The organism is Bacillus sp. 5RYD7K (assembly GCF_059831465.1).
On sequence record NZ_CP191200.1, the window covers coordinates 1,852,501 to 1,876,795 of the forward strand.

The following is a 24,295-nucleotide window of genomic DNA, read 5'->3' on the forward strand; positions in this document are numbered from 1 at the left end:
TCCGGACCGCCATTTATATAAAAAGGCTCGGTAGCTCAGTTGGTAGAGCAACGGACTGAAAATCCGTGTGTCGGCGGTTCGATTCCGTCCCGAGCCACCATTTTAATTTAATATGTTTTGGCGGTTGTGGCGAAGTGGTTAACGCACCAGATTGTGGCTCTGGCACTCGTGGGTTCGATTCCCATCAATCGCCCCAAACAAATGCGGGTGTAGTTTAGTGGTAAAACCTCAGCCTTCCAAGCTGATGTCGTGGGTTCGATTCCCATCACCCGCTCCATTTTTATATTGTCGTGGGCCTGTAGCTCAGCTGGTTAGAGCGCACGCCTGATAAGCGTGAGGTCGGTGGTTCGAGTCCACTCAGGCCCACCATGATAATTTTCCACAGTAGCTCAGTGGTAGAGCTATCGGCTGTTAACCGATCGGTCGCAGGTTCGAATCCTGCCTGTGGAGCCATATGGAGAAGTACTCAAGTGGCTGAAGAGGCGCCCCTGCTAAGGGTGTAGGTCGTGTAAGCGGCGCGAGGGTTCAAATCCCTCCTTCTCCGCCATAAGGCCCGTTGGTCAAGCGGTTAAGACACCGCCCTTTCACGGCGGTAACACGGGTTCGAATCCCGTACGGGTCATTAAAAAACCTTGCATACTATGCAAGGTTTTTTATTATGAGTTCATAGTGTAAATGGTAAAAGACAGGTATGTGGCAAAAGCGCTCCATAATAAATAAGGAACCAAAAGCCAGGCTGAAGCTTTGCTGTATTTACCGGCAATCATCAATAGAATGAGTGTTGTAACGGCTACAAGCAGGCAATCGATAGATGCAGCAAGCAAATTTTTCTGTGTGAATTGAAAAAAGCTGAAGCCTTGATTCGCGATATAATTGATGAGAAGCATCAACCAGAAAGCTTTGGATTCTTTACATGAGAACTTTACGTATACCAAGGCTGCTGACAGGGAGATAAGCGCAAACAAAACCGCCCATATGATGCCTATCACTGATCCGCTCGGCGTCCATTCAGGTTTTTGAAGCGCGTCGTACCATTCCCGATCTACGGGAAAGAGAAACCCCGCTAAGGAAAACAAGGCATATGTAATGATAAATACAATGATCGCACCGATATACTTCTTTTTCATCTCTTCCCTCCATTGTTCAATGTCATTCCCGATTTTGGAAAGGTCAAACCTTTTTGAGAGCCATGCACCATTAAGTGTATGAGTTTCCATTGCAAAAATGCAACAAATGTAAAAACCCCGGTAAGCCGGGGTTTTAGTCAGCATGAAGATCACCGAAAGTCGTCATAATTCCTTCTTCGTCCAGTTCCTGTTCATATTTTTCGTGGTCTCTGCTTGGATACACGGAAATGTTTTTTCCGGTAATATCTGTGGCGATAAAATTTTCATAATCCTCAACATAGCCGATGTTTTCTTCTGAGTTCATTGTCATATCGTTGTAGCTGAGAGGCGGAACTTCTAAATCTTGAGGTGTTTCTGAGTTTCCGTATTCCTCTACATCCTGATATGAGTCTTCACTATCGTAAGGCGGCCGTATTGATTCATCATCATCAAATTCAAACTGTCCGAACGGTGTTTCCTCTTCAATCGGCCTGTCTTTAGAAACGGCATCCTGAGAGGAATATTCCGCCAAGGTGGTAGCCGTCGGCAGAGCTTCCAGTCTGTCATAAGGGATTTCCTTGCCGCTGACTTCACAAATACCGTATGTGCCGTTTTCAATTTGTTTCAGGGAGTAATCAATGTCGCGAAGATGCTCCCGTTCATGGTCGAGGAGCGCCAGATCTTTTTCACGCTCGTATAATTCAGTCGCCTGATCGCCGGGATGATTGTCATAGGAAGACAATTCGCCGGATGACTGATACGGGAATTCATCTGTTAATTGAAATTGGTCATTTTCTTTAAAACGGCTTAAGATATCATGTTTGGCTTCTTCGAGTTCTTTTTTCAAGTGTGTGATCTGTTCGTTTGTAAGCACATCATTCCCTCGTTTCTATGTGATGCTTATGACTGTTAGTATGAACGTTTTTGTGCAGAAAAATGGTGGATAAAAATGGTCGTTTTCCCACAGTAAAGTAAAGGATACAGTGATTGCCGAGAGTGGGGAAAGAAAATTCAAGTTTGTTTCTTTATTCATTTGTGCAAAAAGGTTTATAATAAGAAATGCAGGCATTTTGTCGTGCGCAAATCTGTGTGTTTGACACAAAGTCATCACAGGTGTATTGTATTAAAAGCATTTAACGGATTATGGAGGAATGTCTCATGGTGACAACGGTGCAGCATACGTTCCGAGAGGAAGCAGATCATGCATTACATAAAGCCAAACAAGTCAACCATGCTGTCTTATTGAGCTATTCAAGACGTATTGCGTCTTTAGACCCTCTATCATTTTTCAAAGACGGAGCAAAAAAATATAAAGGCAAACGATTTTTTTGGTCAGAACCCGGTAGTGAATTAACAATAGTCGGTCTTGGCACAGAAGCGCTGTTCCAATCGAATGAAAAAAACGAAAAACGTTATCAAGACGTTTTTGAACAATGGGAGCGCTTTAAAAAGACGGCTTATCATATTCATGAAGAAGAAGAGGCGGCGCATACCGCGGTCGGCCCTGTCTTATTCGGCGGTTTTTCATTTAATCCCGCTGAAGAAAGAGGAGACGAATGGGATGGGTTCGAAGAAGGACTGTTCTTTATTCCCTCACTCATGCTGACAAAGACGGCGGATGGTGATTATTTAACCGTCAATCAATGGGCGGCAGACGGCAATCAGGCAGAAGATGTACTGAAACGTCTGAAATCTTTTTCTGAAGCTTTTACAGTTTCTTCAATGACATATGAGAAATATCCTGATTTAACAAAAGCGGAAGAACTTGATGTAGAAAACTGGCTTGACGCCATTAAAACAGCAACAAATGATATGAAAGCAAATCAGTATGATAAAGTCGTGCTGGCAAGGGAAGTCGTTTTGTCATATGGCGGGCCAATTCCGGCAGAAAGCGTTATCCGCAAGCTTTTGACAGATCAAACGACAAGCTATGTTTTTGCGATTGAGCAGGGAAATAAATGCTTTGTCGGCGCTTCACCGGAACGGCTGATCAAAAAATCCGGCAAAGACGTCATGTCCTCTTGTCTGGCAGGTTCAATTAAGCGCGGAGAAAGTCAGGAAGAAGATGACCGTCTCGGCGAAGAATTGCTGCATGACGAAAAAAACCTGGCGGAGCATGATTTTGTGGTTCAGATGATAAACGATGCTTTTTTATCGAGCTGCAGTGATGTGAAAAAGCCTGCAGGTCCGCAATTATATAAAACAAAAAGTGTGCAGCATCTGTATACACCGATCACCGGCCGCCTTAAAACGTCCGCTTCGCTGTTTGATTTAATTGAAAAGCTGCATCCCACACCGGCATTGGGCGGAGCGCCCCAGCAGAAAGCTGTTGAGGTCATCGCTGAAATTGAACCGATGACACGCGGGTGGTACGCGGCGCCGATCGGCTGGATGGACGGCAGGGAAAACGGAGAATTTGTCGTGGCCATCCGATCAGGATTGATTGAAGACAAAAGGGCGCGCCTTTTCGCAGGCTGCGGCATTGTTGAAGATTCAGATCCGCAATCAGAATATGAAGAAACACAAATTAAACTAAAGCCGATGATCTCTGCTTTAGGAGGTGAAAGGCTTTGACAAACCCGATTACACATTATATCGGAAGCTTTATTGATGAATTCGCTCTTTCGGGTGTAACCGACGCGGTCGTTTGTCCCGGATCAAGGTCGACTCCGCTGGCGGTTTTGGCAGCGGCCCACCCGGATATTCAAGTCCATATACAAATTGATGAACGATCCGCAGGTTTTTTCGCACTCGGCCTTGCAAAAGCCCGTCAGCGTCCGGTCATGCTGATTTGTACGTCAGGAACGGCAGCGGCTAACTTCTATCCGGCCGTGATTGAGGCTCATTATTCAAGAGTGCCTCTCATTGTCCTGACTGCTGACCGGCCCCATGAATTAAGGGAAGTAGGGGCGCCTCAGGCGATTAACCAGCATTTTCTGTTCGGTAACTTTGTTAAGTTTTTCACAGACTCGGCTCTTCCCGAGGAAAATCCTCAAATGCTGAGTTATATCAGAACTTTGGCCGGCAGAGCCGCAAGTGAAGCGGGGAAGCAGCCGATGGGACCGGTGCATGTCAATGTGCCGCTCAGGGAGCCTTTGATGCCTGATTTGTCAGCCCGGCCTTTTGAAAGAATGAGAGCAGATCGGCATGTCTCTGTCACAACAGGGATTCAGTCTGCCGATCCGGCCTCATTGCGTCATATTACAGAGCGTCTTGCGAATACCGAAAAGGGTATGATCGTCTGCGGCGAAATTCACGGTGAAGCAGAAAAACAGCAGATCCTCGCGCTTGCCGAGATGCTTCAATTCCCGATTTTGGCTGATCCGCTTTCAAATCTGCGAAACGGAAAGCATGATAAGGCGCTGATCATTGATGCTTATGACTCGTTCTTAAGAGATGAGGAGATAAAAGAAGTGCTGCGTCCGGAAGCTGTGATCCGCTTCGGTCCGATGCCGGTTTCCAAACCGCTCTTTGTATGGCTCAGGGATGATCCTGCCATTGAGCAGTTTATCGTCGATGAAGACGGAGGGTGGAGAGATCCCACTCAGGCCGGCGCGTATATGATTCATTGCCATCCGTCGGTGTTTTTGGAAGCGGTCCGTTCAGTTGAAACGGGAAGACGGCCGTCCGGATGGCTGGAAAAATGGCAGTTTGTCAATGAGCGGTTCCGTGGCCATTTACAGCATGCGGGCATGGATAATTTGTCATTCGAAGGAAATGTATATCGCCACCTTCAGCACCTTGTTCCTGAAGACAGTTCGATTTTTGTCGGCAACAGCATGCCGATTCGCGATGTGGATACTTTCTTTGAAAAGCAAGATCGTTCCTTCCGCGTCTATGCCAACCGCGGCGCTAACGGAATTGACGGAGTTGTTTCCTCGGCTATGGGCGTATGTGAGGGAACAAAAGCCCCCGTCACGCTTGTGATTGGAGATTTATCGTTTTACCATGATTTAAACGGGCTGTTAGCGGCTAAAAAACTTGGAATTCCGCTTACGGTTATTTTAATAAACAATGATGGCGGCGGGATTTTCTCATTTTTGCCGCAGGCATCTGATAAAACTCATTTTGAAGAACTGTTCGGTACGCCGACGGGCCTTGATTTCAAGCATGCCGCAGCGCTGTATGGCGGGACGTATACTTGCCCTGAGACATGGGAAGCATTTAAGGATGCGTATCAGCCGCAGGCGGACAAGCCCGGACTTCATATTATCGAGCTGAAAACAGATCGGACCTCAAGAGTTCAATTCCATCGCGATCTGCTGCAGGCCGCAGTGCGGGAAGTGAAAAAAGAATGGAGACTGTAACTGTCAAAATGGCTGACGGCGTGTGCTACCGGGTGAATGATACCGGTGACCGCTCGTCTGAAGCAATTGTTTGTCTGCACGGATTTACGGGCAGTAAAGAATCATGGATGTTTCTGCGCGAGATGTTTCCCGGCAAGCGAATGGTGCTGATTGACTGCCTGGGTCATGGGGAGACAGACGCGCCTGTGCAAGCGGCAAGGTACAGTACGAGCCGGCAGGTTGCGGACCTTGCCGCCGTTTTTGATCAATTAAAACTTCACAAAGTGAAACTTATTGGTTATTCTATGGGGGGAAGACTTGCGTATTCCTTTGCACAGGCATTTCCGCATCGGGTGTCAGCGCTTGTTTTGGAAAGCTCCACTCCGGGTCTCAGCACGCTTCAGGAACGCAAAAAGCGGATTCAGTCAGACCGGAAGCTTGCTGACTTTATATTGAAGGAAGGCATAACATCGTTTGTCGATTATTGGGAGGGCATTCCGTTGTTTGCCACACAGCTTTCTCTGCCGGACAGCGTAAAGGCGTCCATCCGTGCCGGCAGGCTGAAAAATAATCCGTCCGGACTTGCAGGCAGTCTGCTCGGAATGGGGACGGGTTCGCAGCCTTCCTGGTGGGATGCTTTAGACCGCATCAAGGCGCCCGTTCTGCTTATATGCGGTGAATGGGACGAAAAGTTTTGCGTGATTAATCAAAAGGTGCATAACCTGCTCCCATCAAGTAAAATAGAGGTTGTCAAACAGGCGGGGCACACGGTACATGTGGAACAGCCGCGAATTTTTGGTAAGATAGTAAGTGAGTTTTTATACGGCTTGTAAAGCATAAAGAAAATAGCTTTTCGGCCGGACTCAGGCAAAAATGAAGGAGGTCATATCAATGGCTGCAGAATGGAAAAGTGAACGTCAGTACGATGAAATCCTGTACGAGACGTATAACGGTATTGCAAAAATAACAATTAACCGCCCGGAGGTACATAACGCATTTACTCCTAAGACGGTATCAGAAATGATTGACGCGTTTGCTCGTGCGCGTGATGACTCCAATATTGGTGTCATCGTTCTTGCGGGAGCGGGAGATAAAGCATTCTGTTCAGGCGGAGACCAAAAAGTCCGCGGTCACGGCGGATATGTCGGAGACGATCAGATCCCGCGTCTGAATGTGCTTGATCTTCAGCGTTTGATCCGCGTTATTCCTAAACCGGTCGTAGCGATGGTATCAGGCTATGCCATCGGCGGAGGCCATGTGCTTCATATCGTCTGTGATTTAACGATTGCGGCCGATAACGCGATTTTCGGCCAAACCGGACCGAAAGTGGGAAGCTTTGATGCCGGTTACGGCTCAGGCTACCTGGCGCGTATCGTCGGACATAAGAAAGCCCGTGAAATCTGGTACCTGTGCCGTCAATACAACGCGCAGGAAGCGCTCGACATGGGTCTTGTCAATACGGTAGTCCCATTAGAGAAACTTGAAGAAGAAACTATTAAATGGTGTGAGGAAATGCTTGAGAAAAGCCCTACAGCCCTTCGTTTCCTTAAAGCGGCATTTAACGCAGATACAGACGGCCTCGCCGGAATTCAGCAATTTGCGGGAGATGCGACACTTCTTTATTACACGACAGACGAAGCGAAAGAAGGCCGCGATTCCTTTAAAGAAAAACGCAGTCCGGATTTCGGTCAGTTCCCTCGTTTTCCGTGATCAGATGACACTACGAAACAGCTTGAGCCGCTCTGGTCCAAGCTGTTTTCTTTTCAAACACAGTACTTTTACCTCGGAGATGATAACATGCTGACAGAACAGCCAAATTGGCTCATTCAAAGGGCTCAGCTGACACCTGAGAGAATCGCTCTCATATTTGAAAACAAACAGATGACATTCAGAGAATTGTATCATGCTTCTGAACAAATGGCCGCGCGGCTGTCCGAATACTGCAAGCTTAAAAAAGGAGACCGTGTCGCGATTTTGCTTTCTAACCGACCGGAAATGGTTTATGCCGTTCACGCCTGCTTCTTATTAGGAGCGGAAGCGGTGCTGTTAAATACGAAGCTCTCAAAACAGGAACGGCTGTTTCAGCTCGAAGATTCAGAGGCGAAGCTTTTATTGACGGAAGACGGTTTTTGCCGCGAAGATTATGAATCTGCAGTCGCTGTCGCAGATGTGGACGAGCTGCAGGCTGAAAAGGCGGGTGACTTGGAGCCGGAAGCTTATGTAACGCTTGATGATACAGCGACTCTTATGTATACGTCAGGAACAACGGGAAGGCCGAAGGGGGTGCAGCAGACCTTCGGAAACCATTATTCCAGCGCTGTTTCGTCTGCGCTGAATCTGGGGGTCACGGAGCGGGACCGCTGGCTTATTGCGCTGCCGCTGTTTCATATCAGCGGCCTGTCTGCGCTATTTAAGTCGGTCATTTACGGTATGCCCGTCGTGCTGCACCGAAAATTTTCAGTTACTGATGTGCTTGCCAGCATCAGCTCACACCGGGTCACGATCATATCAGCGGTGCAAACAATGCTTTCAGGCCTGCTTTCGGAAACCGAACAATGTCCGGAATCATTGCGGTGTATTCTGCTTGGCGGAGGGCCGGCCCCGCTGCCGCTCCTTGAAGAATGCCGAAGAAAGCAATTTCCGGTCTTCCAGTCTTACGGCTTGACCGAAACCTGCTCACAGATTGTCACGCTGTCACCTGAATTCAGCATGGAAAAGCTCGGCTCGGCCGGTAAACCGCTGTTTTCATGCGAGATCAGAATTGAAAAAGAAGGAAATCGCTGTACGCCGTTTGAACACGGTGAAATCACGGTAAAAGGCCCGAATGTGATGAAAGGGTACTATCATCGTGATGAAGCGAATCAGGCCGCTTTTCATAATGGCTGGTTTAAAACGGGTGATCTTGGCTATTTAGATGACGAAGGGTTTTTATATGTGCTGGACAGACGGTCGGACCTCATCATTTCAGGCGGAGAGAACATCTATCCGGCTGAAGTGGAAGCGGCGCTGCTTGCCCATCCGGCTGTAGCGGAAGCAGGTGTTTCAGGAGCCGAAGATCCAAAGTGGGGGAAAGTGCCGCATGCCTTTCTCGTGCTGACTTCTTCTGTCAGTGCAGAAGAGCTGGCCGCCTTTTGCCGTGAACGCCTTGCAAAATATAAAATACCGGCTGCTTTTTTCGCGGTTGACGAGCTCCCGCGGAATGCGTCCAATAAACTGATGAGACATCGGCTGAATGAGCTTCGTAAAGGAGAATTGTCATGATTAAGATAGAAAAAATCACCCTTTATCATGTAAGTATGAGGCTGAAAAAACCGTTTAAAACAAGTATTGAAACGCTGCAGGACCGCAAATTTTTGATTGTGGAGGCGATCGACGAAACCGGCAGAACCGGCTGGGGAGAGGTATCGGCGTTTTCTTCTCCTTGGTATACAGAAGAAACGATTCAGACATGCGCGCATATGCTGAGAGATTTTTTCATCCCAAATATCGTAGGCCGCGAGTTTTTCCATCCGTCAGAAGTGCCTGACAGTCTCGCACGTTTCAAAGGAAACCGCATGGCAAAAGCGGGGCTCGAATCAGCCGTGTGGGATCTATATGCCAAGAAAAAGGGGATATCTCTCGCAGAAGCCTTAGGGGGCAAAAGAGATAAAGTGCCTGCCGGGGTCGTAGTTGGTCTTGCTTCGGATGATGTGATGCTTCGGGAAATTGAGCAATACGTAAAAGAAGGTTATCAACGTATAAAAATAAAAATTCAGCCCGGCCGTGACGTTGATTTGGTCAGAGCCATCCGCAGCCGTTTCCCGAACTTACCGCTGATGGCGGATGCCAACTCGGCATATGAACTGAAAGACATCAGCAGGCTGAAAGAATTGGATGAGTTCCAATTAATGATGATAGAACAGCCGCTTCAGGCAGATGATATTGTCGATCACCGCCACCTGCAAAAACATTTGAGAACGGCGATATGTCTTGATGAAAGTATATGCTCATTTGATGACGCGAGGCGGGCGATTGAGCTTGGAAGCTGTAAAATCATTAACATAAAACCGGCGCGTGTAGGAGGCCTGACAGAAGCTTTAAAAATACATGATTTATGCAGAGAGCATCACATGCCGGTATGGTGCGGCGGAATGTTCGAAACCGGTATTTCAAGAGCGCAGACAGTCGCGCTTGCTTCGCTGCCGCAATTTACGATACCGGGTGACATTTCCTCATCAGACCGATACTGGGAGGAGGATATCGTCACTCCTGACATCCGTATCGAAGAGGGATTTATTTCTGTTCCGGACGGTCCCGGACTGGGTGTCAGCGTGAATCAGGAAGTAATGAGAAAATACGTCACCCAAATGGACGTTTTCACAACAAACAGCTGATAAAACTTTATTTCAACAAGTTGAGCACACTGTAAGCTGCTGTTATATTGAAACTGTTCAACATCACCCCTTCCCTGTTTGAACCGGCTGAAAAAGCCGGTTTTTTTAACAGGCGAATGCGATGATTTTTTTTCAAGCAGTCTCAGCTTAACATCACAGGCGTTGCTTTCTGGCTGCGGCAAACATGTACATCTTGATAAAAAATTCTGTGCATGTCATGAATGCGATACGGATTGTACCGTCTGCCGCCGCCAATTTGCCGTTTCTGCCATGCTTCTCATCGGCGCGGAAATGAAAAAGAGCTGTATAAAAACAGCTCTTTTTTTATAAATCATACGGTTTAAAGGTTTTGCAATCGGTTTCTTCACTTTTTTCAGCGGTTTCGCCTGTATGGCTGACAACATAAATCGCGTCGGCCGTGCATTTGTTTCCCTTGCCCCAATAAGAGCAGTTATTGACTTCACACAGTATTTTTTGATGATCCATGCTGACTCCCCCTCCATGATAAAAGGTACGCCATTAGTATGAACCGCTCTGATTTCTGTTATTCCTCCTGGCGGATATAACGTCTGTCTTTCATAAAGAGCTTCCAGAAGAAATAAAACCCGGGAAACAAAATAATGAAAGCGACGATATACGTCATAAACAGCGCCCTGAAGGTTGCCGGCTCCGTAAATCCCGACATGACCGTAATATCGGGATAAATCATATAAGGAAGGTGAGCGCGTCCGTACGCATAGCTTGCCAGAAAATACTGCAGCGCAATGGCGATCATGGCGATTCTCGGTTTGCCGATGTTCTGGCCGAAGCGTTTATTCGGCAGAAACAGGGCCACACCGGCAATAATAAATGTAATGACAGACAGGATGAGCCATGTCTTGTCTTTCATCATCCCCGTATACAGCCAGCCGGCTTCAGCGCGTAATGTCACCATAATGAAGATGGCAAAAAGAAGAGACAGCGGGCCTGTTATTAAAGAGCTCCGTCTGTAGATGCGGTACGCATGCTCCTCTTCCGCAACATTTGAAAAGTCGGCCAGAAGCAGCGAAGATAAAAACAAAGTAGTTAAAATGGCAAAGCCGATAAACGTATACGCATTCAGGCTTGTAAAGACACTTGCCAAATTTAAGTGATACACTCCGCCCGTCTTCTCGATAAATCCCCCGTGTGTAACCGGAAGGACCAAAATCAGCACGGCAGGAATAATGAAACCTGAAATTCCGGAGATATATCTCATGATTTTTCTTTCTTTCGCCGTATTGGAGAAGACGAGAAAGCCGCTGCGGATCGCTAAAAGCAGCAGAATGATACTCCCCGGAATCAATAAAACGGTCCCCAGCACGAAGGTCGCCCCGGGAAAGAAGCTGAAAAGGGCGACAACGATTGCGACGATAAAGACATTGGTCACTTCCCATGTCGGGGACAAATAACGGTTGGCGATGTTTGTCGCCTTTGTTTGTTCTTTATTTAAATAAATCATCGACCAAAAGCCGGCTCCGAAGTCCATCGTTGCCATGACCGCGTAGATAAACACGAAGCCCCATACGATTGATATCGCGATGAGAGCGTCCATGGTAATGTCCATTTCAATTCAGCCCTTTCTTTGTTAAGATTCCGCCGCTTTTACATCCTCCTCAACGGGATGTTTGCGGAAATAATAAAGCAGCACATAAATGACTGCGGCCGCCAAAATGGCGTAAACCACCGTAAACAGGATGAACAGCAAGCCGATTGAACCGGTTGTGGTAACGACATCTGATGTTTTCAGCAGATGATAAATCACCCATGGCTGCCGTCCCGTACAAGCGAATATCCACCCGAATTCAATTCCGATCAGACTGAGCGGTCCTGCAGTTAAAAATAAAATCAAAAGCCAAGTCGGAAAGCTGTCTTTCTTTAAGATTTTTCTCCATACGATGCCGATGATGGAGTACAAAATGAGCAGCATTCCGATGCCGACCATTCCGTTAAACAGTGTATGAATGAATAAAGGCGGCCACTCGTCTTTCGGAAACGCGTTCAACCCTTTAACGACGGTATCAAAGCTGTTTGCAGCCAAAAAGCTTAAAGCCCACGGCACTTCTATTGCCCATTTTACTTTTTCTTCTTTTGCATCGGTAAAACCGCCGATCGCAAGCGGAGCGTGTGATCTTGTTTCGAACAGCCCTTCTGCGCCCGCAAGCTTTTCAGGCTGGTATTCGTAAAGAAGCTGAGCAGATTCGTGTCCGTTTAAAGAAGCAATAATGGAAAAAATTCCGCCGATCGTTAAAGCGAGCAGCAGCGCTTTTCGGTGAAACCGGTATATCTGCTCCTGTTTTCTCGTTCTCAGCATTTTATAAGCCGCTACAGAGGCGACGATAAATGCACCGGTCATGAAAGCCGTCAGAACGACATGGCCCGCGGTGGTGAAAAAGCTTGGATTAAAAAATGCGGCCCACGGTTCGACGTCAGTGATTTTGCCGTTTAAAATTTTAAAGCCGGCCGGCGTTCCTTCAAATGCGTGAACATTTGTGATTAAGACGGCAGATGCCGCGGCGCCGATCAAAACGAAAATAACCGCAATGATGCGCATCGCCGGAGTCAGCCGGTCAGCGGCATAGACATAAATGGACATAAACAGCGCTTCGATAAAGAAAGCATAAATTTCAATTTGAAACGGGAGTGACATCACTCTGCCGATAACTTCCATGAATCCGGGCCACAAAAGAGCAAGCTGTGTACCCGCGATCGTTCCGGTCGGTATCGCCACGCCAAGCAGAACCGCCTGCGCCTTTGTCCACCTTTTCGCCATTATGGCATAATGAGGATCTTTGGTTTTTTGATAAATCAATTCAGCCATTAAAATCATCAGAGGCAAGCCGACACCAAGCGTCGCGAAAATAATATGAAAGCCCATGGTTGTCCCGAACAGGCTTCTGGCTAACACTAAATCATCCATGTCATAAACCGCCTTTCTTATTACCGTTTTATGTAATGTGGTTATATTATTTGCTGAAGCCATTAGATTATTCTTCTGATTCCATATATGAGCAGGGTTTAGAAATCAAGGGATCGGGGCATATATGATTGACAAGCGCCTATTTAAGGTTTAGAATAAAACGTAATTATTACGATTTGAGAAAGGGAGATCAGCATGAAAAAAGATATTCATCCGGATAACCATCAAGTGATTTTTCAAGATGTGAACAGCGGCTACCGATTTTTAAGCCATTCAACGAAAACGTCAGAGGAAACGGCAGAGTGGGAGGACGGAAAAACATACCCGCTGATTAAAGTAGAAGTCAGCTCAGATACGCATCCGTTTTATACAGGCCGCCAAAAGTTCAACGAAAAGGGCGGGAGAGTCGAACAGTTCAACAAAAAATACAATATGGGGAAATAAGACAAGCCCGAGGGGGTTTGTCTTATTTATTGGGCCGTCTGTTACTTTGTGATCAGGTGCGGGTAGTGACGAAATGGCCCGCCTTGTGTTATATTGTGAATAAAAAAGCAGAAAGGAAACACCACGATGAGTCTTCTAAACGATATCATGAATTTTAATGAGCAGTTCACTAAAAACAAAGATTATGAAAAATACCAAACATCTAAATTCCCGGATAAAAAGATGGCGATTTTGTCCTGCATGGACACACGTCTTGTTGAATTGCTTCCCCATGCGATGAACATGCGAAACGGCGATGTAAAAATTATTAAAAGTGCCGGCGCGCTTGTCGCCCACCCGTTCGGAAGCATCATGCGCAGCCTTTTAGTGGCCGTATATGAATTAAACGCTGATGAAGTCTGCGTGATCGGCCATCATGATTGCGGCATGAGCAAAATCAACAGCGAGGATATGCTCGGTAAAATTATTGACCGCGGTATTCCGAAAGAGCGGATTGACATGCTGAAGCACTCAGGAGTTGATCTTGATCAATGGCTGAAAAGCTTTGATTCTGTAGAAGCGAGTGTGACAGACAGCGTAAACGTCATTAAACACCATCCGCTTTTCCCTGACAATGTGCCGGTGCACGGTCTGGTGATTGATCCTGAAACCGGTAAACTTGATCTGGTGATCGACGGCTACCAGCATATGGACTAATGCTTTTGTTTTTTTTCCGGTACGGGATCAACCCCGCCCGGATGAAACGGATGGCACTTTAAGATTCGCTTCAAGGTCAGCCATCCGCCTTTTAATGCGCCGTGAGTCCTGACGGCTTCGATTCCGTACTGAGAACATGTCGGATAGAAGCGGCATGACGGCGGCGTCAGCGGAGAGATGAACTTCTGGTATCCGCGGATTAACGCAATCATTATGGTTTTCATCAAAAAAACCACCTTTCTAATGCCAGTATAGAAAAAAAATTTCAGATTGAAAAGCTTCCGCCGCAATTCTTATCGGAAAACTGTGTTATAATGGATGCATATTCTGAAAAAAGGGAGTGCTATTATGCCTTCAGTAGAAAGCTTTGAGCTTGACCATAACGCGGTTGTGGCTCCGTATGTAAGACATTGCGGAGTGCATAAAGTCGGAACAGACGGCGTCGTGAATAAGTTTGACATCCGCTTCTGCCAGCCGAACAAACAGGCGATGAAGCCGGATACGATTCATACGCTTGAGCACTTGCTTGCGTTTACGATTCGCACACATTCTGAGAAATACGATCACTTCGACATCATAGATATTTCACCGATGGGCTGCCAGACAGGCTATTATCTTGTTGTGAGCGGCGAGCCGACAGCGGAAGAAATTGTCGACCTGCTTGACGCTACGCTGAAAGAAGCCATCGATATTACGGAGATCCCGGCAGCCAATGAAAAACAGTGCGGCCAGGCGAAACTTCATGATTTGGAAGGCGCGAAACGCCTGATGCGTTTCTGGCTGTCACAGGATAAAGAAGATTTGCTCAAAGTGTTCGGATAAAAAACAGGCCTTTTTGCTGTCGTGCAAAAAGGCTTTTTTACATATTTCTAAAAAATGTCACACCTTATGTGTAAGCGTTTGCTAAAATAGAAGCAAACATGAAGGAGTGATGGAATGAAACGGGCTGTATTGGCGGGTATGTGCGGTATGGTATTTCTTTTATCTTCTTGCGGAGGCAATGCGGACAAAACCTCCGCGGATGAAGAGCCGAAAGCGCTTGAAGTCAAGCTTACCGGACCGGAAACGGCAGAGCCGCATGAAAAAGCAGAATACAAGGCGGAGGTTTTTTACGGCGGTAAGCGGGTCACGGATGCGGATGAAGTCATGTTTGAAGTATGGAAAGAAGGAAAAAAAGGCAGCGGCAAAACAATCAAGGCCAAGGAGGAAAAAGGGGCGTATCATCTGCGGACTGAATTCGATGGAGAAGGTGTGTATACCGTTCAATCCCACGTAACGGCAAAACAGCAGCACAATATGCCGACTGTAAAAGTGCGTGTCGGGGATGCTGAAGCTGCCGACGATTCCTCCGGCCGTGAGGAAAAGGCACAACATCATTAAGGTTTGTTTTTATCCGTCAATCCGTTTGATGTGTCCTGCGGCGGATCGATCGTATGCTTTACGTTATAGGCTCTTACAGTCGACCAGATGGATAAAAGCAGCACGGCAAGCACGATAAGAAAGCCGAGACTCAGAAGAAGCAGCATGAAATCCCTCCTTTTTAACAAATTATAACATATTTTCCATCTGGAAAACCAAGGGCTAAAAATTTATGTTTTAACACACGATATATAGGGTATATCAATAGTAAACCAAAGGAGGAAGATTGGCATGTCAGAAAAACTATTGGAAGCAGTTAATAAACAAGTTGCAAACTGGACGGTCATGTATGTGAAATTACATAACTATCATTGGTTCGTTAAAGGGAAGGACTTTTTCACATTGCATGAGAAATTCGAAGAGCTGTATAACGAAACGGCTACATATATTGATGACCTTGCAGAGCGTCTGCTGGCATTAAACGGCAAGCCGATCGGTACCATGACGGAATCATTGAAAACTGCTTCTATAAAAGAAGCGGAAGGCAATGAGAGTGCAGAACAAATGGTACAGAACATTTATGATGATTTCACTGTCATTGCAGAAGAGCTGAAAAGCGGAATGGATCTCGCAGATGAGGTCGGGGATGAAACGACCGGCGATATGCTGCTAGCCATTCACCAGAATATCGAAAAACATAACTGGATGCTCAAAGCGTATTTGGGATAATTAACAAGGGAAGACCGGGGCTTTAGAGCGTCCGGTCTTTTATTTGGCTGCCGAAGAGATGTTGTCCATTTTTCTGAAAAATCCAGACCGTTCCGTTCACTTTTCATAGAATAATGTAAGGCCGTTTCTGTGAAAGGATGTTGGATCATATGGGCAGAGACTTTGGCATCTTTTCGTTTTTTGCAGTGGTTGTGTCGGCAGCGGGATTTTTCTTTGGCGGTTTTCAGTATTCGTTTCTGATTTTGCTATCGGTCATGGCGATCGAATTTATCAGTACAAGCTTAAAAGAGTCTCTTTTGCATCAGCTGAGCCCAAAAAGGCTTTTTGCGCGGCTGGTCAAAAAAATTGTGACCCTGGCATTAGTCTCAGTTTGCCATTTTTTTGATCAGCTGCTTTATACCGAAGGCGCTATCCGTAATTTGGCTATCATGTTTTATATCTTATACGAATCGGTACAGATTGTGATCACGGCAAGCTCGCTGGGCATCCCGGTTCCGCAGGTGCTCGTCGATCTTTTGGACACCTTGAAAAATAAATTCAAGCGCAAACCGTAACATTTGCTTCAAACGAGGCTATACTAGCGGGTATGATGGTTTTCCTCTGAATTTTTGAGAAAGGGCTTCCGAACAAACGCAACTGTGGTATGATGTATGGAAGATATGAAGGAACGGATTAGAGGGATAAACATGTACGAGTTTAAAGACTATTATCAGAATACTGTTCAGCTCTCCTTTGAACACCAGCCTTTTTCAGACAGCCCGAAGCACGTATGGGTCATATGCCGATATGGCGATAAATGGCTTTTGACTGAGCATGAAGACCGGGGGTTTGAATTTCCGGGCGGAAAAGTGGAGCCGATGGAATGTGCGGAGGATGCGGCACTGCGCGAGGTGAAAGAAGAAACCGGCGCTGCGGTAAGACACCTTCAGTACGTCGGACAGTATAAAGTTCTCGGCAGGGAAAAGATAATCATTAAGAATATATATTTTGCCGATATTGAAAGGCTTGAAAAACAGGCTGATTATTTTGAAACGAAGGGGCCGGTGCTGTTCAGCGAACTGCCGGAGAATCTCCCGAGAAATAAAAAGTTCAGTTTCATCATGAAAGATTCAGTGCTTCCGATCAGCCTGAAAAAGCTGAAAGAGGACGGCGTATTTCAATCATAAAAACGGAGACCCGGCGATACCGCACGGGTCTTTTTTATATTTTTCCTTTCGTCCATTTTCTTTCTAACCATTCGACTCCCTGATACATCAGTGTCGCAAAAATCGCGATGATCAGAAGGCTTAAGAACACCAGAGTGAAATTGAAGACTTGGAAGCCGTAAATGATCATGTAGCCCAGTCCCTTTTCGGACACAAGAAATTCGCCGACAATGACCCCGACCCAGGATAAACCGACATTCACTTTAAGCGCAGAAACAATCGCGGGGGAGCACGCCGGCAAAATGACTTCTTTAAATATGATGCGCCTTTTCGCTCCGAAGGTTTTCATGACCTTAATATAATTCTCATCCACTTCCTGAAAAGCCGTAAAAACGACGATCGTCGTGATAATGACACTGATGACTGCACCCATGGCTACGATGCTTGTGAAACTCGGCCCGAGTGCGACGATAAGAATCGGCCCGAGCGCGACTTTCGGCATCGCGTTTAAAATGACGAGGTACGGGTCTAACACACGGGCGAGCCTGTTTGACCACCATAACAGAGCGGCGAGGCATGTGCCGAGAAGTGTGCCGAGCAAAAAGCCCAGAACGGTTTCTCCTAATGTAACGCCGATGTGGGCCGCAAGAGATCCGTCCGCGATCTTTTCCGCCAAGAGCCGGCAAACGGCAGAGGGTGAGCTGAAGATTAACGGATCGATCCAGCCTGCCTTGCTCGATATTTCCCACCCGGCAAAAAATACGATGAAAATAGCGGCCTGATACGCACGGATCCGGCGTTTTTCTTTTTGGTGTTTTTTCTTAAACTCCTGATGAAGCTGTTCAATCGTGCCGCTGCTGTTTTTCAAGGGAGTTCAGCTCCTTCCATATCGTTTGAAACAGCAGCTGAAAGGCCGGGTCCTGACGCGCGTCAAACGGATCTAAGGCCGCGAGCTCCTTGGGCACGGTGAAGATTTGATGGATGGTGCCCGGCTGATTCGAAAATAAATAGATCGTATCGCTCATGGCGATGGCTTCACCGATATCGTGGGTGACGAGCACGGCGGTTTTTTGAAAATCTTTTAATGTTTTGAAGACAAGGTTTTCTAAAGAAAGCTTCGTTTGAAAGTCCAGCGCGGAAAACGGCTCATCCAGAAGCAGCAGTCCCGGGTCCGGCGCAAGCGTTCGGGCAAGTGCTGCCCGCTGCCGCATTCCGCCTGACAGCTCTTTCGGATATTTTTTTTCGACGCCGATTAATCCGAGTTTAGGCAGAAGGCTGAGAACTTCAGCCCTTTTTTCTTCTGTTAATGTTTTGGAAATGTGTAAACCGAGCAGGACGTTTTCCTCAATTGATTTCCAAGGAAATAAATAATCCTGCTGAAGCATATAGCCGATTTGGTGTTCTTTATGGTTCGGCACGCTTCCTTCAATCAGCACCCGGCCTTGCGCGGGGGGGATAAGGCCGGCCAGAATGGACAGGAGGGTGGTTTTTCCGCATCCGCTCGGCCCGAGAAAGGAGATGAAATCCCCTTTTTCAATATGAAAATGTATATCTTTCACGGCGGTTGTTCTTTCTTTCAGCGAGAAATAAGTATGTGTCACATGATCCACTTGTAAAAAAGACATTCATGTTCCTCCTATTGTTCTGAGGTGGCTTTTTTGGCGATTTTTGTGTTGACGAGTTTGCTGTACGGAATATGTTTCGGGAGCTCTCCGGCTTCATCCATAATCGATTGGAGCTGTTCCCATTCATCCTCTTGCAGAACAGGGTCTGAAGAGAATGATTTTTGTTTTTTATAGCGTTCTATTGATGTTTCAATAATGGCCGGATCGGTATCGGCAAATTCCTTTTGAATCGTTTTTGCGATGTCTTTGGCCGGGTGGCTTTCCACCCATTGCTGGGCGCGGTAAATGGCGCGGGTGAATTTTTCCGCCGTTTTTTCATTGTTTTTTAAATAGCTTTCTTTTGCCATAAAAGTTGTGTAAGGCACTTGGCCGGAAGCTTCCCCGAAGGATGCGACGATATGGCCGATACCTTCTTTTTCAAATTGGGATGCCGTCGGTTCAAACAGCTGCACATAATCACCGGTGCCGGATGCAAATGCGTTGGAAATGTTGGCGAAATCAATGTTTTGAATCAGGTTGATGTCTTTTTTCGGCTGTATGTGATGTTTTTTCAGGACGTACTCACCGGCCATTTGAGGCATGCCGCCTTTTCGCTGGCCGAGAAATGTTTTTCCTTTTAAATCGTCCCACTTGAATGATGTCTCATCCTTCCGCGCCACGAGAAATGTGCCGTCTGTCTGCGTCAGCTGCGCGAAGTTGATGATAGGATCTTTAGCTCCTTGCGCTTCCACGTAAATGGATGTTTCAGAACCGACCAGCGCGATGTCAGAGCCGTTTGACAAAAGCGATGTCATCGTTTTGTCTCCGCCCCATGTTGTTTGAAGAGACACTTGAAGCCCTTCTTTTTTAAAGAAACCCTTCGCTTCAGCGACATACATAGGCGTATAGAAGATGGAGTGTGTGACTTCCGCCACCTTCACCTTCGTCAGACTTTCTTCCTGTCTGCAGGCCGGAAGAATGAGCAGGAAAAAGGCGCATATGACAAAGATGCAGCTCGTTTTGAGCCATTTGTTCACGTTGTAACCTCCTTGTATTAAGCGTTAAAATAACCTTTTTTGCTTTACATATCGTATGATGGGTATAAAAAATGTGTGAGTGCCCATATTCAGGTTGGGAAAGAATAAAAAAACTGATGATGAAGGAGGCTCATTTGCTTTGCTGGTTGAAAAGAGAAGGTTTCCGTCTCCGAGCCCGCATGTCCGGCTCTTTGCGGTGTGCTATGAGTCAGAAGGGCTGAAGGTAAAGGGGCTCCTTGCCGAGCCTGCGGCGCCGGGTACATACGACGGTTTTTTATATTTGCGCGGCGGCATAAAAAATGTCGGCATGGTCCGCCCGGGAAGAATCGTTCAGTTTGCTTCCCAAGGCTTTGTCGTGTTTGCACCTTATTACAGAGGCAATCAGGGCGGCGAGGGAAATGAAGATTTTGCGGGAGAGGACAGAGAGGACGCATTTTCCGCTTTCCGCCTGCTTCGGGATCACCCGAACGTCAGGGAAGGCCGGGTCCATATTTTCGGGTTTTCCCGGGGCGGCATCATGGGGCTTTTGACTGCGATCGAGATGGGGCATCAGGCGGCTTCGCTCGTCTCTTGGGGCGGTGTGAGTGATATGGTGCTTACTTATGAAGAGCGGAAGGATATGCGGCGGATGATGAAGCGGGTGATCGGCGGCACGCCGAAAAAGGTGCCGGATGAATACAGATGGCGTTCGCCGTTTGAAAAAGCAGACCGTATTCAAGCGCCTGTGCTGCTCATCCACGGCGAGAATGATGAAAATGTTTCGATCGAACATGCCCGGATGATTGAGGACAGGCTGAAAGAGGCGGGAAAACCGGTGGAAACCTGGTATTACAGCGGTTTTACGCATTATTTTCCGCCGCAGGAAAACAGGCGCATTGTCCGGCGTCTGGCGGAATGGATGAAGACAAGGTAAGGTAACGGATTTATGATATGATAATAAAGAAAAAGAGAATGAAAGGGGATTTTCATTTTGGGAATGCCTGTTGAATTTAATACAATGATTGTGACAAAAGGCAATGAAAAACGGATAGAGGAAAATATCTTTTTATTGGAGAAAGAGGGCTACCGCGTTTATCCTCTTGATATTCCGATGGACGTGCGCAAAACAAAAAACGGCGAGAAATCCGGAACCGGCGAAGTCCAAAAGCTCGAATGGGCGAACGGACGGACGAGCATTACATACAGACTCACTTCGCTTCATTCGACTAACTGAAAAAACAAAAGCCGAGGGCAGCGGGACTGACCCCCGTTTTTGAGACAGGGATCAAAACACCTTTAAGCAGCCAGCTGTCGGTATGTGACCGGCGGCTGGTTGTTTAGTTTCGTTTGAATACGAATGTTGTTATAATAGTGTATATAGGTTTCGACAGTTTGTTCTACGATGGTCGTCGTAGTGCTTTCCAACCTGTCGAGGTAGAACGTTTCAGACTTTAGTGAGGAATGAAACGATTCGATGGAGGCATTATCAGCGGGCGTCCCTTTGCGGGACATGCTCATGGTAATGCCTTTTGTTTTAACAGCTTTCTGATACTCATAAGATGTATAAACAGAACCTTGGTCACTATGTAACACGCAGTTCTCTGGCAGTGCGGGCAGCTGATCAAGTGTGTGTAAGACAAAGTCTGTGTCCTGTCTATCGCCAATCGTAAAAGCAATCACTTCTCCATTGTATAAATCCAATATACTGGAAAGATACAATTGTTTCTGCCCATAAGGCAAATATGTGATATCCGTTACTAGCTTTTCCAGAGGGCGATCAGACTGAAAGTTTCGATCCAATATATTCTCGGCCACGGCATATGGCTGCCCATTCTTCTTGCGCTTTTTCACCTTAACCCGGCATTGCCACTGATTCTTCTGCATAATGCGCTGAACTGTTTTATGATTCATACGCATTTCCTTTTTTAATATGGCTGTGATTTTCCGATAGCCATATCGATACTTGTGTTCTCGGCACAACGTGCCGATTTGTTTTTCTAAATGGTATTTAGGGTTATCTTTCATCAGATTCTTCTTCCAACGATAATAAGATGCTCGTGAGATACCTAAATGAATACAGATATCCTTTATGGTCATTGTGCCGCGCAATGCTTCTACAAGCTCGACTGGCGTTTCGCTATCAGCTTCCTTTCCAATTCGTTGTACTTTTTTAACACTTCATTCTGTTGTCTCAGATAACAATTTTCTGCCTGCAGTTTCTCTAATTCGGAAGAATACTCTGGACCTTTCCCATAAGAATATTGCTTTCCGACAGGTTGTTCGAATCGATGTGTATCCCCAGCTTTATACCACCTGACCCATGTCTGCACCTGCGTCTTATTCTTTATATTCAATTCCTGCATGATCTCCTTCACAGGCACGCCCGCCAATCTCATTTCTACAGCTTTCTGTTTGACTTCAACCGGATAACTCACTCTTGTCCTCATAGAAAAACACCTCCAAGTCTAATTTCGGATAACAACGATCCGTTTTCAAACTTGAAGGTGTTTTTTGTTTGTCTCATATTATGGGGTCAGTCCCCAGCAGCGCCCTTGGCTTTTTTGATTAAACGAGAGGCCCGCCGGCTTTGGCGATCGAGTCTGCATGAGAAAACTTTTTAAAGTTTTCTTTAAACTCATTGGCTAAAAACAGCGCCTTTTCGTTGTATGCTTTTTTATCGCTCCATGTGTTTTCAGGCTGAAGAACCTCATCGGGAACGCCCGGAACGTGAACGGGACTGTGCAGGCCGAAAATGCTGTCAGCCGTCATATCTGTCTGATCAAGCGTGCCGTCAATTGCGGCTTTTACCATCGCTCTTGTATACGAAAGTTTCATCCGCTCTCCGACTCCGTACCCTCCGCCGGTCCAGCCTGTGTTGACCAGGAAGACTTGAGCGCCGTGCTCGTCGATTTTATGCCCGAGCATTTCGGCATAGACGTGAGCCGGAAGCGGCAGGAAAGGCGAACCGAAGCATGTTGAGAAAGTCGTTTGCGGAGATGTCACGCCGCGCTCGGTTCCCGCGAGTTTGCTGGTGTACCCGCTTAAGAAATGATACATCGCCTGTTCCTTCGTCAGTTTGCTGATCGGAGGGAGCACCCCGAACGCGTCCGCCGTTAAAAAGACGATCGCCTGCGGATGGCCGGCAATGCTCGGCTGCACGATATTGCCGATCATCTCAATCGGATACGCGGCTCTTGTGTTTTCCGTGTAGAAGGAATTGTCGTAATCCGCCTCACCCGTTTTTTCATCAAGCACAACATTCTCAAGAACAGACCCGAAGCGGATCGCACGAAAAATCTGCGGTTCTTTTTCCTCGCTCAGGTTGATACATTTAGCATAACATCCGCCTTCAATGTTAAACACGCCGGAGTCTGACCAGCCGTGCTCGTCATCGCCGATCAGTTTCCGGTCCGCATCGGCTGAAAGCGTCGTTTTCCCCGTGCCGGAAAGACCGAAAAACAAGGCGACATCACCTTTTTCACCGACGTTGGCTGAGCAGTGCATCGGCAGAATATCTTGCTGCGGAAGAAGGAAGTTCATAATGGAGAAAATTGATTTTTTCATTTCTCCGGCGTATTCGGTGCCGCCGATTAAAATGACGCGCTTTTCGAAAGAGACAATGATAAATGTTTCCGAATGCGTGCCGTCCGTCTCCGGATCCGCTTTAAAATGCGGAGCTGAGAGAATGGTAAACGGCTGTGCTTCCGGATCCCTTTCAGCCGTCTCCGGTCTGATAAACAGCTGGCGCGCGAACAGGTTGTGCCATGCAAATTCATTTACGACTGTAATCGGCAGTCTGTATTTTTCATCTGCGCCTGCGAATCCTTCAAAAACAAACAGTTCATCTCTCTGTTTTAAGTAGCTGACGACTTTGGCGTACAGCTTTTCAAACGCCTCTTCAGAAATGGACTGGTTCACCGCGCCCCAATCAATTTGATTTTCTGTGCTTTTTTCACGAACGATAAATTTATCTTTAGGTGATCGCCCCGTATATGCACCGGTAGTGGCACGTACGGCGCCCGTAGATGTCAGTGTGCCTTCATTTCGGGTGATCACTTTTTCGGTAAGTTTTGGCGCCGATAAATTATGATGCACATTTGGACTTGCGAGTAATGCTTGAAGATCTGCAGTTAAATCAACTAATTTCATAAAACCCTTCCTTTGCCGGTTTATTTTTATTTCGCTGAATGTGTAATTAGTATAACACATATATAAAAATAGTCTATACTGTTTATTATTTTTTGTTTGTGTTTTTCCATTGCTTCCCGAAATAAAGGCGCGTAATCGCTTTAATTCATATTGACACTTTCCGCCCTTTTACGATAAGATATTTCATTGAGCGGATACTCTTATCCCGAGCTGGCGGAGGGACAGGCCCGATGAAGCCCAGCAACCGGTTTCTCTGTAAAAAAGCAGGTGAATACACTGTGGGAAACCAAGGTGCTAACCTGATGCAAGGTTTAATATTTCCTTGAGCGATAAGAGTGAAAGGCACACAGACCAAACCCTTTCCTCGAGTGGAAAAGGTTTTTTTATTTCATAAAATATGCCAATTAACATTCTCTGATATAGTATGACATTGTATTAAGAGGGAGCGAG

At 46.6% G+C, this 24,295-nt stretch carries 27 protein-coding genes, 8 tRNA genes and 1 riboswitch (1 of these 36 cut by a window edge); of the genes, 23 read left to right on the forward strand and 12 right to left on the reverse strand.

Going from position 1 to position 24,295, the window contains the following annotated elements; all coding sequences use genetic code 11:
- From ACQE26_RS09275 to ACQE26_RS09310, 8 genes are all read left to right on the forward strand, one after another.
- Positions 1-12, forward strand: a tRNA-Asp gene (locus ACQE26_RS09275) (it extends 65 nt beyond the left edge of the window).
- Positions 13-24: 12 nt separating this feature from the next.
- Positions 25-100 (forward strand) — tRNA-Phe (locus ACQE26_RS09280).
- Between the two features lie 20 nt (positions 101-120).
- A tRNA-His gene (locus tag ACQE26_RS09285) sits at positions 121-196 on the forward strand.
- A 7-nt stretch (positions 197-203) separates the two neighbouring features.
- Positions 204-277: transfer RNA gene (locus ACQE26_RS09290), tRNA-Gly, on the forward strand.
- A gap of 15 nt (positions 278-292) precedes the next feature.
- Positions 293-369: transfer RNA gene (locus ACQE26_RS09295), tRNA-Ile, on the forward strand.
- Positions 370-378: 9 nt separating this feature from the next.
- A tRNA-Asn gene (locus tag ACQE26_RS09300) sits at positions 379-453 on the forward strand.
- Positions 454-456: 3 nt separating this feature from the next.
- Positions 457-547 (forward strand) — tRNA-Ser (locus ACQE26_RS09305).
- 3 nt (positions 548-550) lie between these two features.
- Positions 551-622: transfer RNA gene (locus tag ACQE26_RS09310), tRNA-Glu, on the forward strand.
- A gap of 34 nt (positions 623-656) precedes the next feature.
- Here the strand turns inward: ACQE26_RS09310 and ACQE26_RS09315 are convergent.
- Together ACQE26_RS09315 and ACQE26_RS09320 are read right to left on the reverse strand one after the other, a co-directional pair.
- Positions 657-1,127 carry a TspO/MBR family protein gene (locus tag ACQE26_RS09315; protein WP_500471344.1) on the reverse strand — a complete coding sequence of 157 codons (471 nt, stop codon included), beginning with the start codon at positions 1,125-1,127 and terminating at the stop codon, positions 657-659.
- 133 nt (positions 1,128-1,260) lie between these two features.
- Positions 1,261-1,980: a TraR/DksA C4-type zinc finger protein gene (locus ACQE26_RS09320; protein WP_016938461.1), complete on the reverse strand. Its 720-nt coding sequence runs from the start codon at positions 1,978-1,980 to the stop codon at positions 1,261-1,263.
- A 284-nt stretch (positions 1,981-2,264) separates the two neighbouring features.
- Between ACQE26_RS09320 and ACQE26_RS09325 the strand changes: the two genes are divergently transcribed.
- The 6 genes from ACQE26_RS09325 (at position 2,265) to menC (ending at position 9,765) form a co-directional block, all read left to right on the forward strand.
- Positions 2,265-3,680 carry an isochorismate synthase gene (locus tag ACQE26_RS09325; protein WP_500471346.1) on the forward strand — a complete coding sequence of 472 codons (1,416 nt, stop codon included), beginning with the start codon at positions 2,265-2,267 and terminating at the stop codon, positions 3,678-3,680.
- Positions 3,677-5,413, forward strand: coding sequence for a 2-succinyl-5-enolpyruvyl-6-hydroxy-3-cyclohexene-1-carboxylic-acid synthase (menD, locus tag ACQE26_RS09330; protein WP_500471348.1), 1,737 nt, complete (start codon positions 3,677-3,679; stop codon positions 5,411-5,413). The genes ACQE26_RS09325 and menD overlap by 4 nt, the downstream gene beginning before the upstream one ends.
- A complete protein-coding gene (gene menH, locus ACQE26_RS09335) occupies positions 5,401-6,225 on the forward strand; it encodes a 2-succinyl-6-hydroxy-2,4-cyclohexadiene-1-carboxylate synthase (RefSeq protein WP_438420452.1) in 825 nt (274 codons plus the stop codon). Before menD ends, menH begins: the two co-directional genes overlap by 13 nt.
- 58 nt (positions 6,226-6,283) lie before the next feature.
- Complete coding sequence (menB, locus tag ACQE26_RS09340) at positions 6,284-7,102, forward strand: 1,4-dihydroxy-2-naphthoyl-CoA synthase (RefSeq protein WP_007408846.1); 819 nt, start codon at positions 6,284-6,286, stop codon at positions 7,100-7,102.
- 87 nt (positions 7,103-7,189) lie between these two features.
- On the forward strand, positions 7,190-8,653 hold the full coding sequence (locus ACQE26_RS09345) for an o-succinylbenzoate--CoA ligase (protein WP_500471349.1): 1,464 nt from the start codon (positions 7,190-7,192) through the stop codon (positions 8,651-8,653).
- A complete protein-coding gene (menC, locus tag ACQE26_RS09350; protein ID WP_047476776.1) occupies positions 8,650-9,765 on the forward strand; it encodes an o-succinylbenzoate synthase in 1,116 nt (371 codons plus the stop codon). The genes ACQE26_RS09345 and menC overlap by 4 nt, the downstream gene beginning before the upstream one ends.
- 324 nt (positions 9,766-10,089) lie before the next feature.
- Here menC and ACQE26_RS09355 read toward each other — a convergent pair whose 3' ends face one another.
- From ACQE26_RS09355 to ACQE26_RS09365, 3 genes are read right to left on the reverse strand one after another with little or no spacing between them, the layout of a single operon-like run.
- Positions 10,090-10,251, reverse strand: coding sequence for a DUF1540 domain-containing protein (locus tag ACQE26_RS09355; RefSeq protein WP_016938469.1), 162 nt, complete (start codon positions 10,249-10,251; stop codon positions 10,090-10,092).
- Between the two features lie 58 nt (positions 10,252-10,309).
- The gene (locus tag ACQE26_RS09360; protein ID WP_500471350.1) at positions 10,310-11,350 is read right to left on the reverse strand and encodes a cytochrome d ubiquinol oxidase subunit II; all 1,041 of its coding nucleotides are present in this window, start codon (positions 11,348-11,350) and stop codon (positions 10,310-10,312) included.
- Positions 11,351-11,371: 21 nt separating this feature from the next.
- Positions 11,372-12,703, reverse strand: coding sequence for a cytochrome ubiquinol oxidase subunit I (locus ACQE26_RS09365; protein ID WP_369546280.1), 1,332 nt, complete (start codon positions 12,701-12,703; stop codon positions 11,372-11,374).
- A gap of 195 nt (positions 12,704-12,898) precedes the next feature.
- Between ACQE26_RS09365 and ACQE26_RS09370 the strand changes: the two genes are divergently transcribed.
- On the forward strand, positions 12,899-13,147 hold the full coding sequence (locus ACQE26_RS09370) for a type B 50S ribosomal protein L31 (protein WP_003152229.1): 249 nt from the start codon (positions 12,899-12,901) through the stop codon (positions 13,145-13,147).
- 126 nt (positions 13,148-13,273) lie between these two features.
- Entirely contained in the window at positions 13,274-13,843 is a 570-nt protein-coding gene (locus tag ACQE26_RS09375) for a beta-class carbonic anhydrase (RefSeq protein ID WP_016938473.1), read from the forward strand.
- On the opposite strand, the gene yidD is transcribed toward ACQE26_RS09375, so the two are convergent.
- Positions 13,840-14,067: a membrane protein insertion efficiency factor YidD gene (yidD, locus tag ACQE26_RS09380; RefSeq protein WP_016938474.1), complete on the reverse strand. Its 228-nt coding sequence runs from the start codon at positions 14,065-14,067 to the stop codon at positions 13,840-13,842. The genes ACQE26_RS09375 and yidD overlap by 4 nt on opposite strands.
- A 124-nt stretch (positions 14,068-14,191) precedes the next feature.
- Here yidD and ACQE26_RS09385 point away from each other — a divergent pair, with 124 nt between their 5' ends.
- Positions 14,192-14,665, forward strand: a complete 474-nt coding sequence (locus tag ACQE26_RS09385) for an S-ribosylhomocysteine lyase (protein ID WP_003152237.1) — start codon at positions 14,192-14,194, stop codon at positions 14,663-14,665.
- A gap of 114 nt (positions 14,666-14,779) precedes the next feature.
- Positions 14,780-15,223, forward strand: coding sequence for a FixH family protein (locus tag ACQE26_RS09390; protein WP_500471351.1), 444 nt, complete (start codon positions 14,780-14,782; stop codon positions 15,221-15,223).
- Here ACQE26_RS09390 and ytzI read toward each other — a convergent pair.
- Positions 15,220-15,369, reverse strand: a complete 150-nt coding sequence (gene ytzI, locus ACQE26_RS09395) for a YtzI protein (protein ID WP_060964482.1) — start codon at positions 15,367-15,369, stop codon at positions 15,220-15,222. The two genes, ACQE26_RS09390 and ytzI, sit on opposite strands and share 4 nt — an antisense overlap.
- Positions 15,370-15,493: 124 nt before the next feature.
- Between ytzI and ACQE26_RS09400 the strand changes: the two genes are divergently transcribed.
- From ACQE26_RS09400 to ytkD, 3 genes are all read left to right on the forward strand, one after another.
- On the forward strand, positions 15,494-15,931 hold the full coding sequence (locus tag ACQE26_RS09400) for a Dps family protein (RefSeq protein ID WP_500471352.1): 438 nt from the start codon (positions 15,494-15,496) through the stop codon (positions 15,929-15,931).
- 149 nt (positions 15,932-16,080) lie between these two features.
- Complete coding sequence (locus ACQE26_RS09405; RefSeq protein WP_060964483.1) at positions 16,081-16,485, forward strand: phage holin family protein; 405 nt, start codon at positions 16,081-16,083, stop codon at positions 16,483-16,485.
- A 132-nt stretch (positions 16,486-16,617) separates the two neighbouring features.
- The gene (ytkD, locus tag ACQE26_RS09410) at positions 16,618-17,097 is read left to right on the forward strand and encodes an RNA deprotection pyrophosphohydrolase (protein ID WP_500471353.1); all 480 of its coding nucleotides are present in this window, start codon (positions 16,618-16,620) and stop codon (positions 17,095-17,097) included.
- A gap of 34 nt (positions 17,098-17,131) precedes the next feature.
- On the opposite strand, the gene ACQE26_RS09415 is transcribed toward ytkD, so the two are convergent.
- From ACQE26_RS09415 to ACQE26_RS09425, 3 genes are read right to left on the reverse strand one after another with little or no spacing between them, the layout of a single operon-like run.
- Positions 17,132-17,944 (reverse strand): ABC transporter permease, encoded by an 813-nt coding sequence (locus tag ACQE26_RS09415; protein ID WP_095241460.1) that lies wholly within the window; start codon positions 17,942-17,944, stop codon positions 17,132-17,134.
- A complete protein-coding gene (locus ACQE26_RS09420; RefSeq protein WP_500471354.1) occupies positions 17,919-18,701 on the reverse strand; it encodes an ABC transporter ATP-binding protein in 783 nt (260 codons plus the stop codon). Before ACQE26_RS09420 ends, ACQE26_RS09415 begins: the two co-directional genes overlap by 26 nt.
- Positions 18,702-18,712: 11 nt before the next feature.
- Positions 18,713-19,717 carry an ABC transporter substrate-binding protein gene (locus ACQE26_RS09425; protein ID WP_438420447.1) on the reverse strand — a complete coding sequence of 335 codons (1,005 nt, stop codon included), beginning with the start codon at positions 19,715-19,717 and terminating at the stop codon, positions 18,713-18,715.
- Positions 19,718-19,856: 139 nt separating this feature from the next.
- Here ACQE26_RS09425 and ACQE26_RS09430 point away from each other — a divergent pair, with 139 nt between their 5' ends.
- Both ACQE26_RS09430 and ACQE26_RS09435 read left to right on the forward strand, forming a co-directional pair.
- Positions 19,857-20,630: an alpha/beta hydrolase family protein gene (locus ACQE26_RS09430; protein ID WP_016938483.1), complete on the forward strand. Its 774-nt coding sequence runs from the start codon at positions 19,857-19,859 to the stop codon at positions 20,628-20,630.
- Positions 20,631-20,687: 57 nt separating this feature from the next.
- Positions 20,688-20,930, forward strand: coding sequence for a DUF2584 domain-containing protein (locus tag ACQE26_RS09435; protein ID WP_013353269.1), 243 nt, complete (start codon positions 20,688-20,690; stop codon positions 20,928-20,930).
- Between the two features lie 62 nt (positions 20,931-20,992).
- Here the strand turns inward: ACQE26_RS09435 and ACQE26_RS09440 are convergent.
- A protein-coding gene (locus ACQE26_RS09440; protein ID WP_438420396.1) for an IS3 family transposase occupies positions 20,993-22,143 on the reverse strand; the annotation gives its coding sequence in 2 pieces (ribosomal slippage) (positions 20,993-21,870 and positions 21,870-22,143; 1,152 coding nt in all).
- Positions 22,144-22,261: 118 nt separating this feature from the next.
- A complete protein-coding gene (pckA, locus tag ACQE26_RS09445; protein WP_500471356.1) occupies positions 22,262-23,845 on the reverse strand; it encodes a phosphoenolpyruvate carboxykinase (ATP) in 1,584 nt (527 codons plus the stop codon).
- A gap of 197 nt (positions 23,846-24,042) precedes the next feature.
- Positions 24,043-24,181, forward strand: a riboswitch (SAM riboswitch).
- Positions 24,182-24,295: the final 114 nt, after the last annotated feature.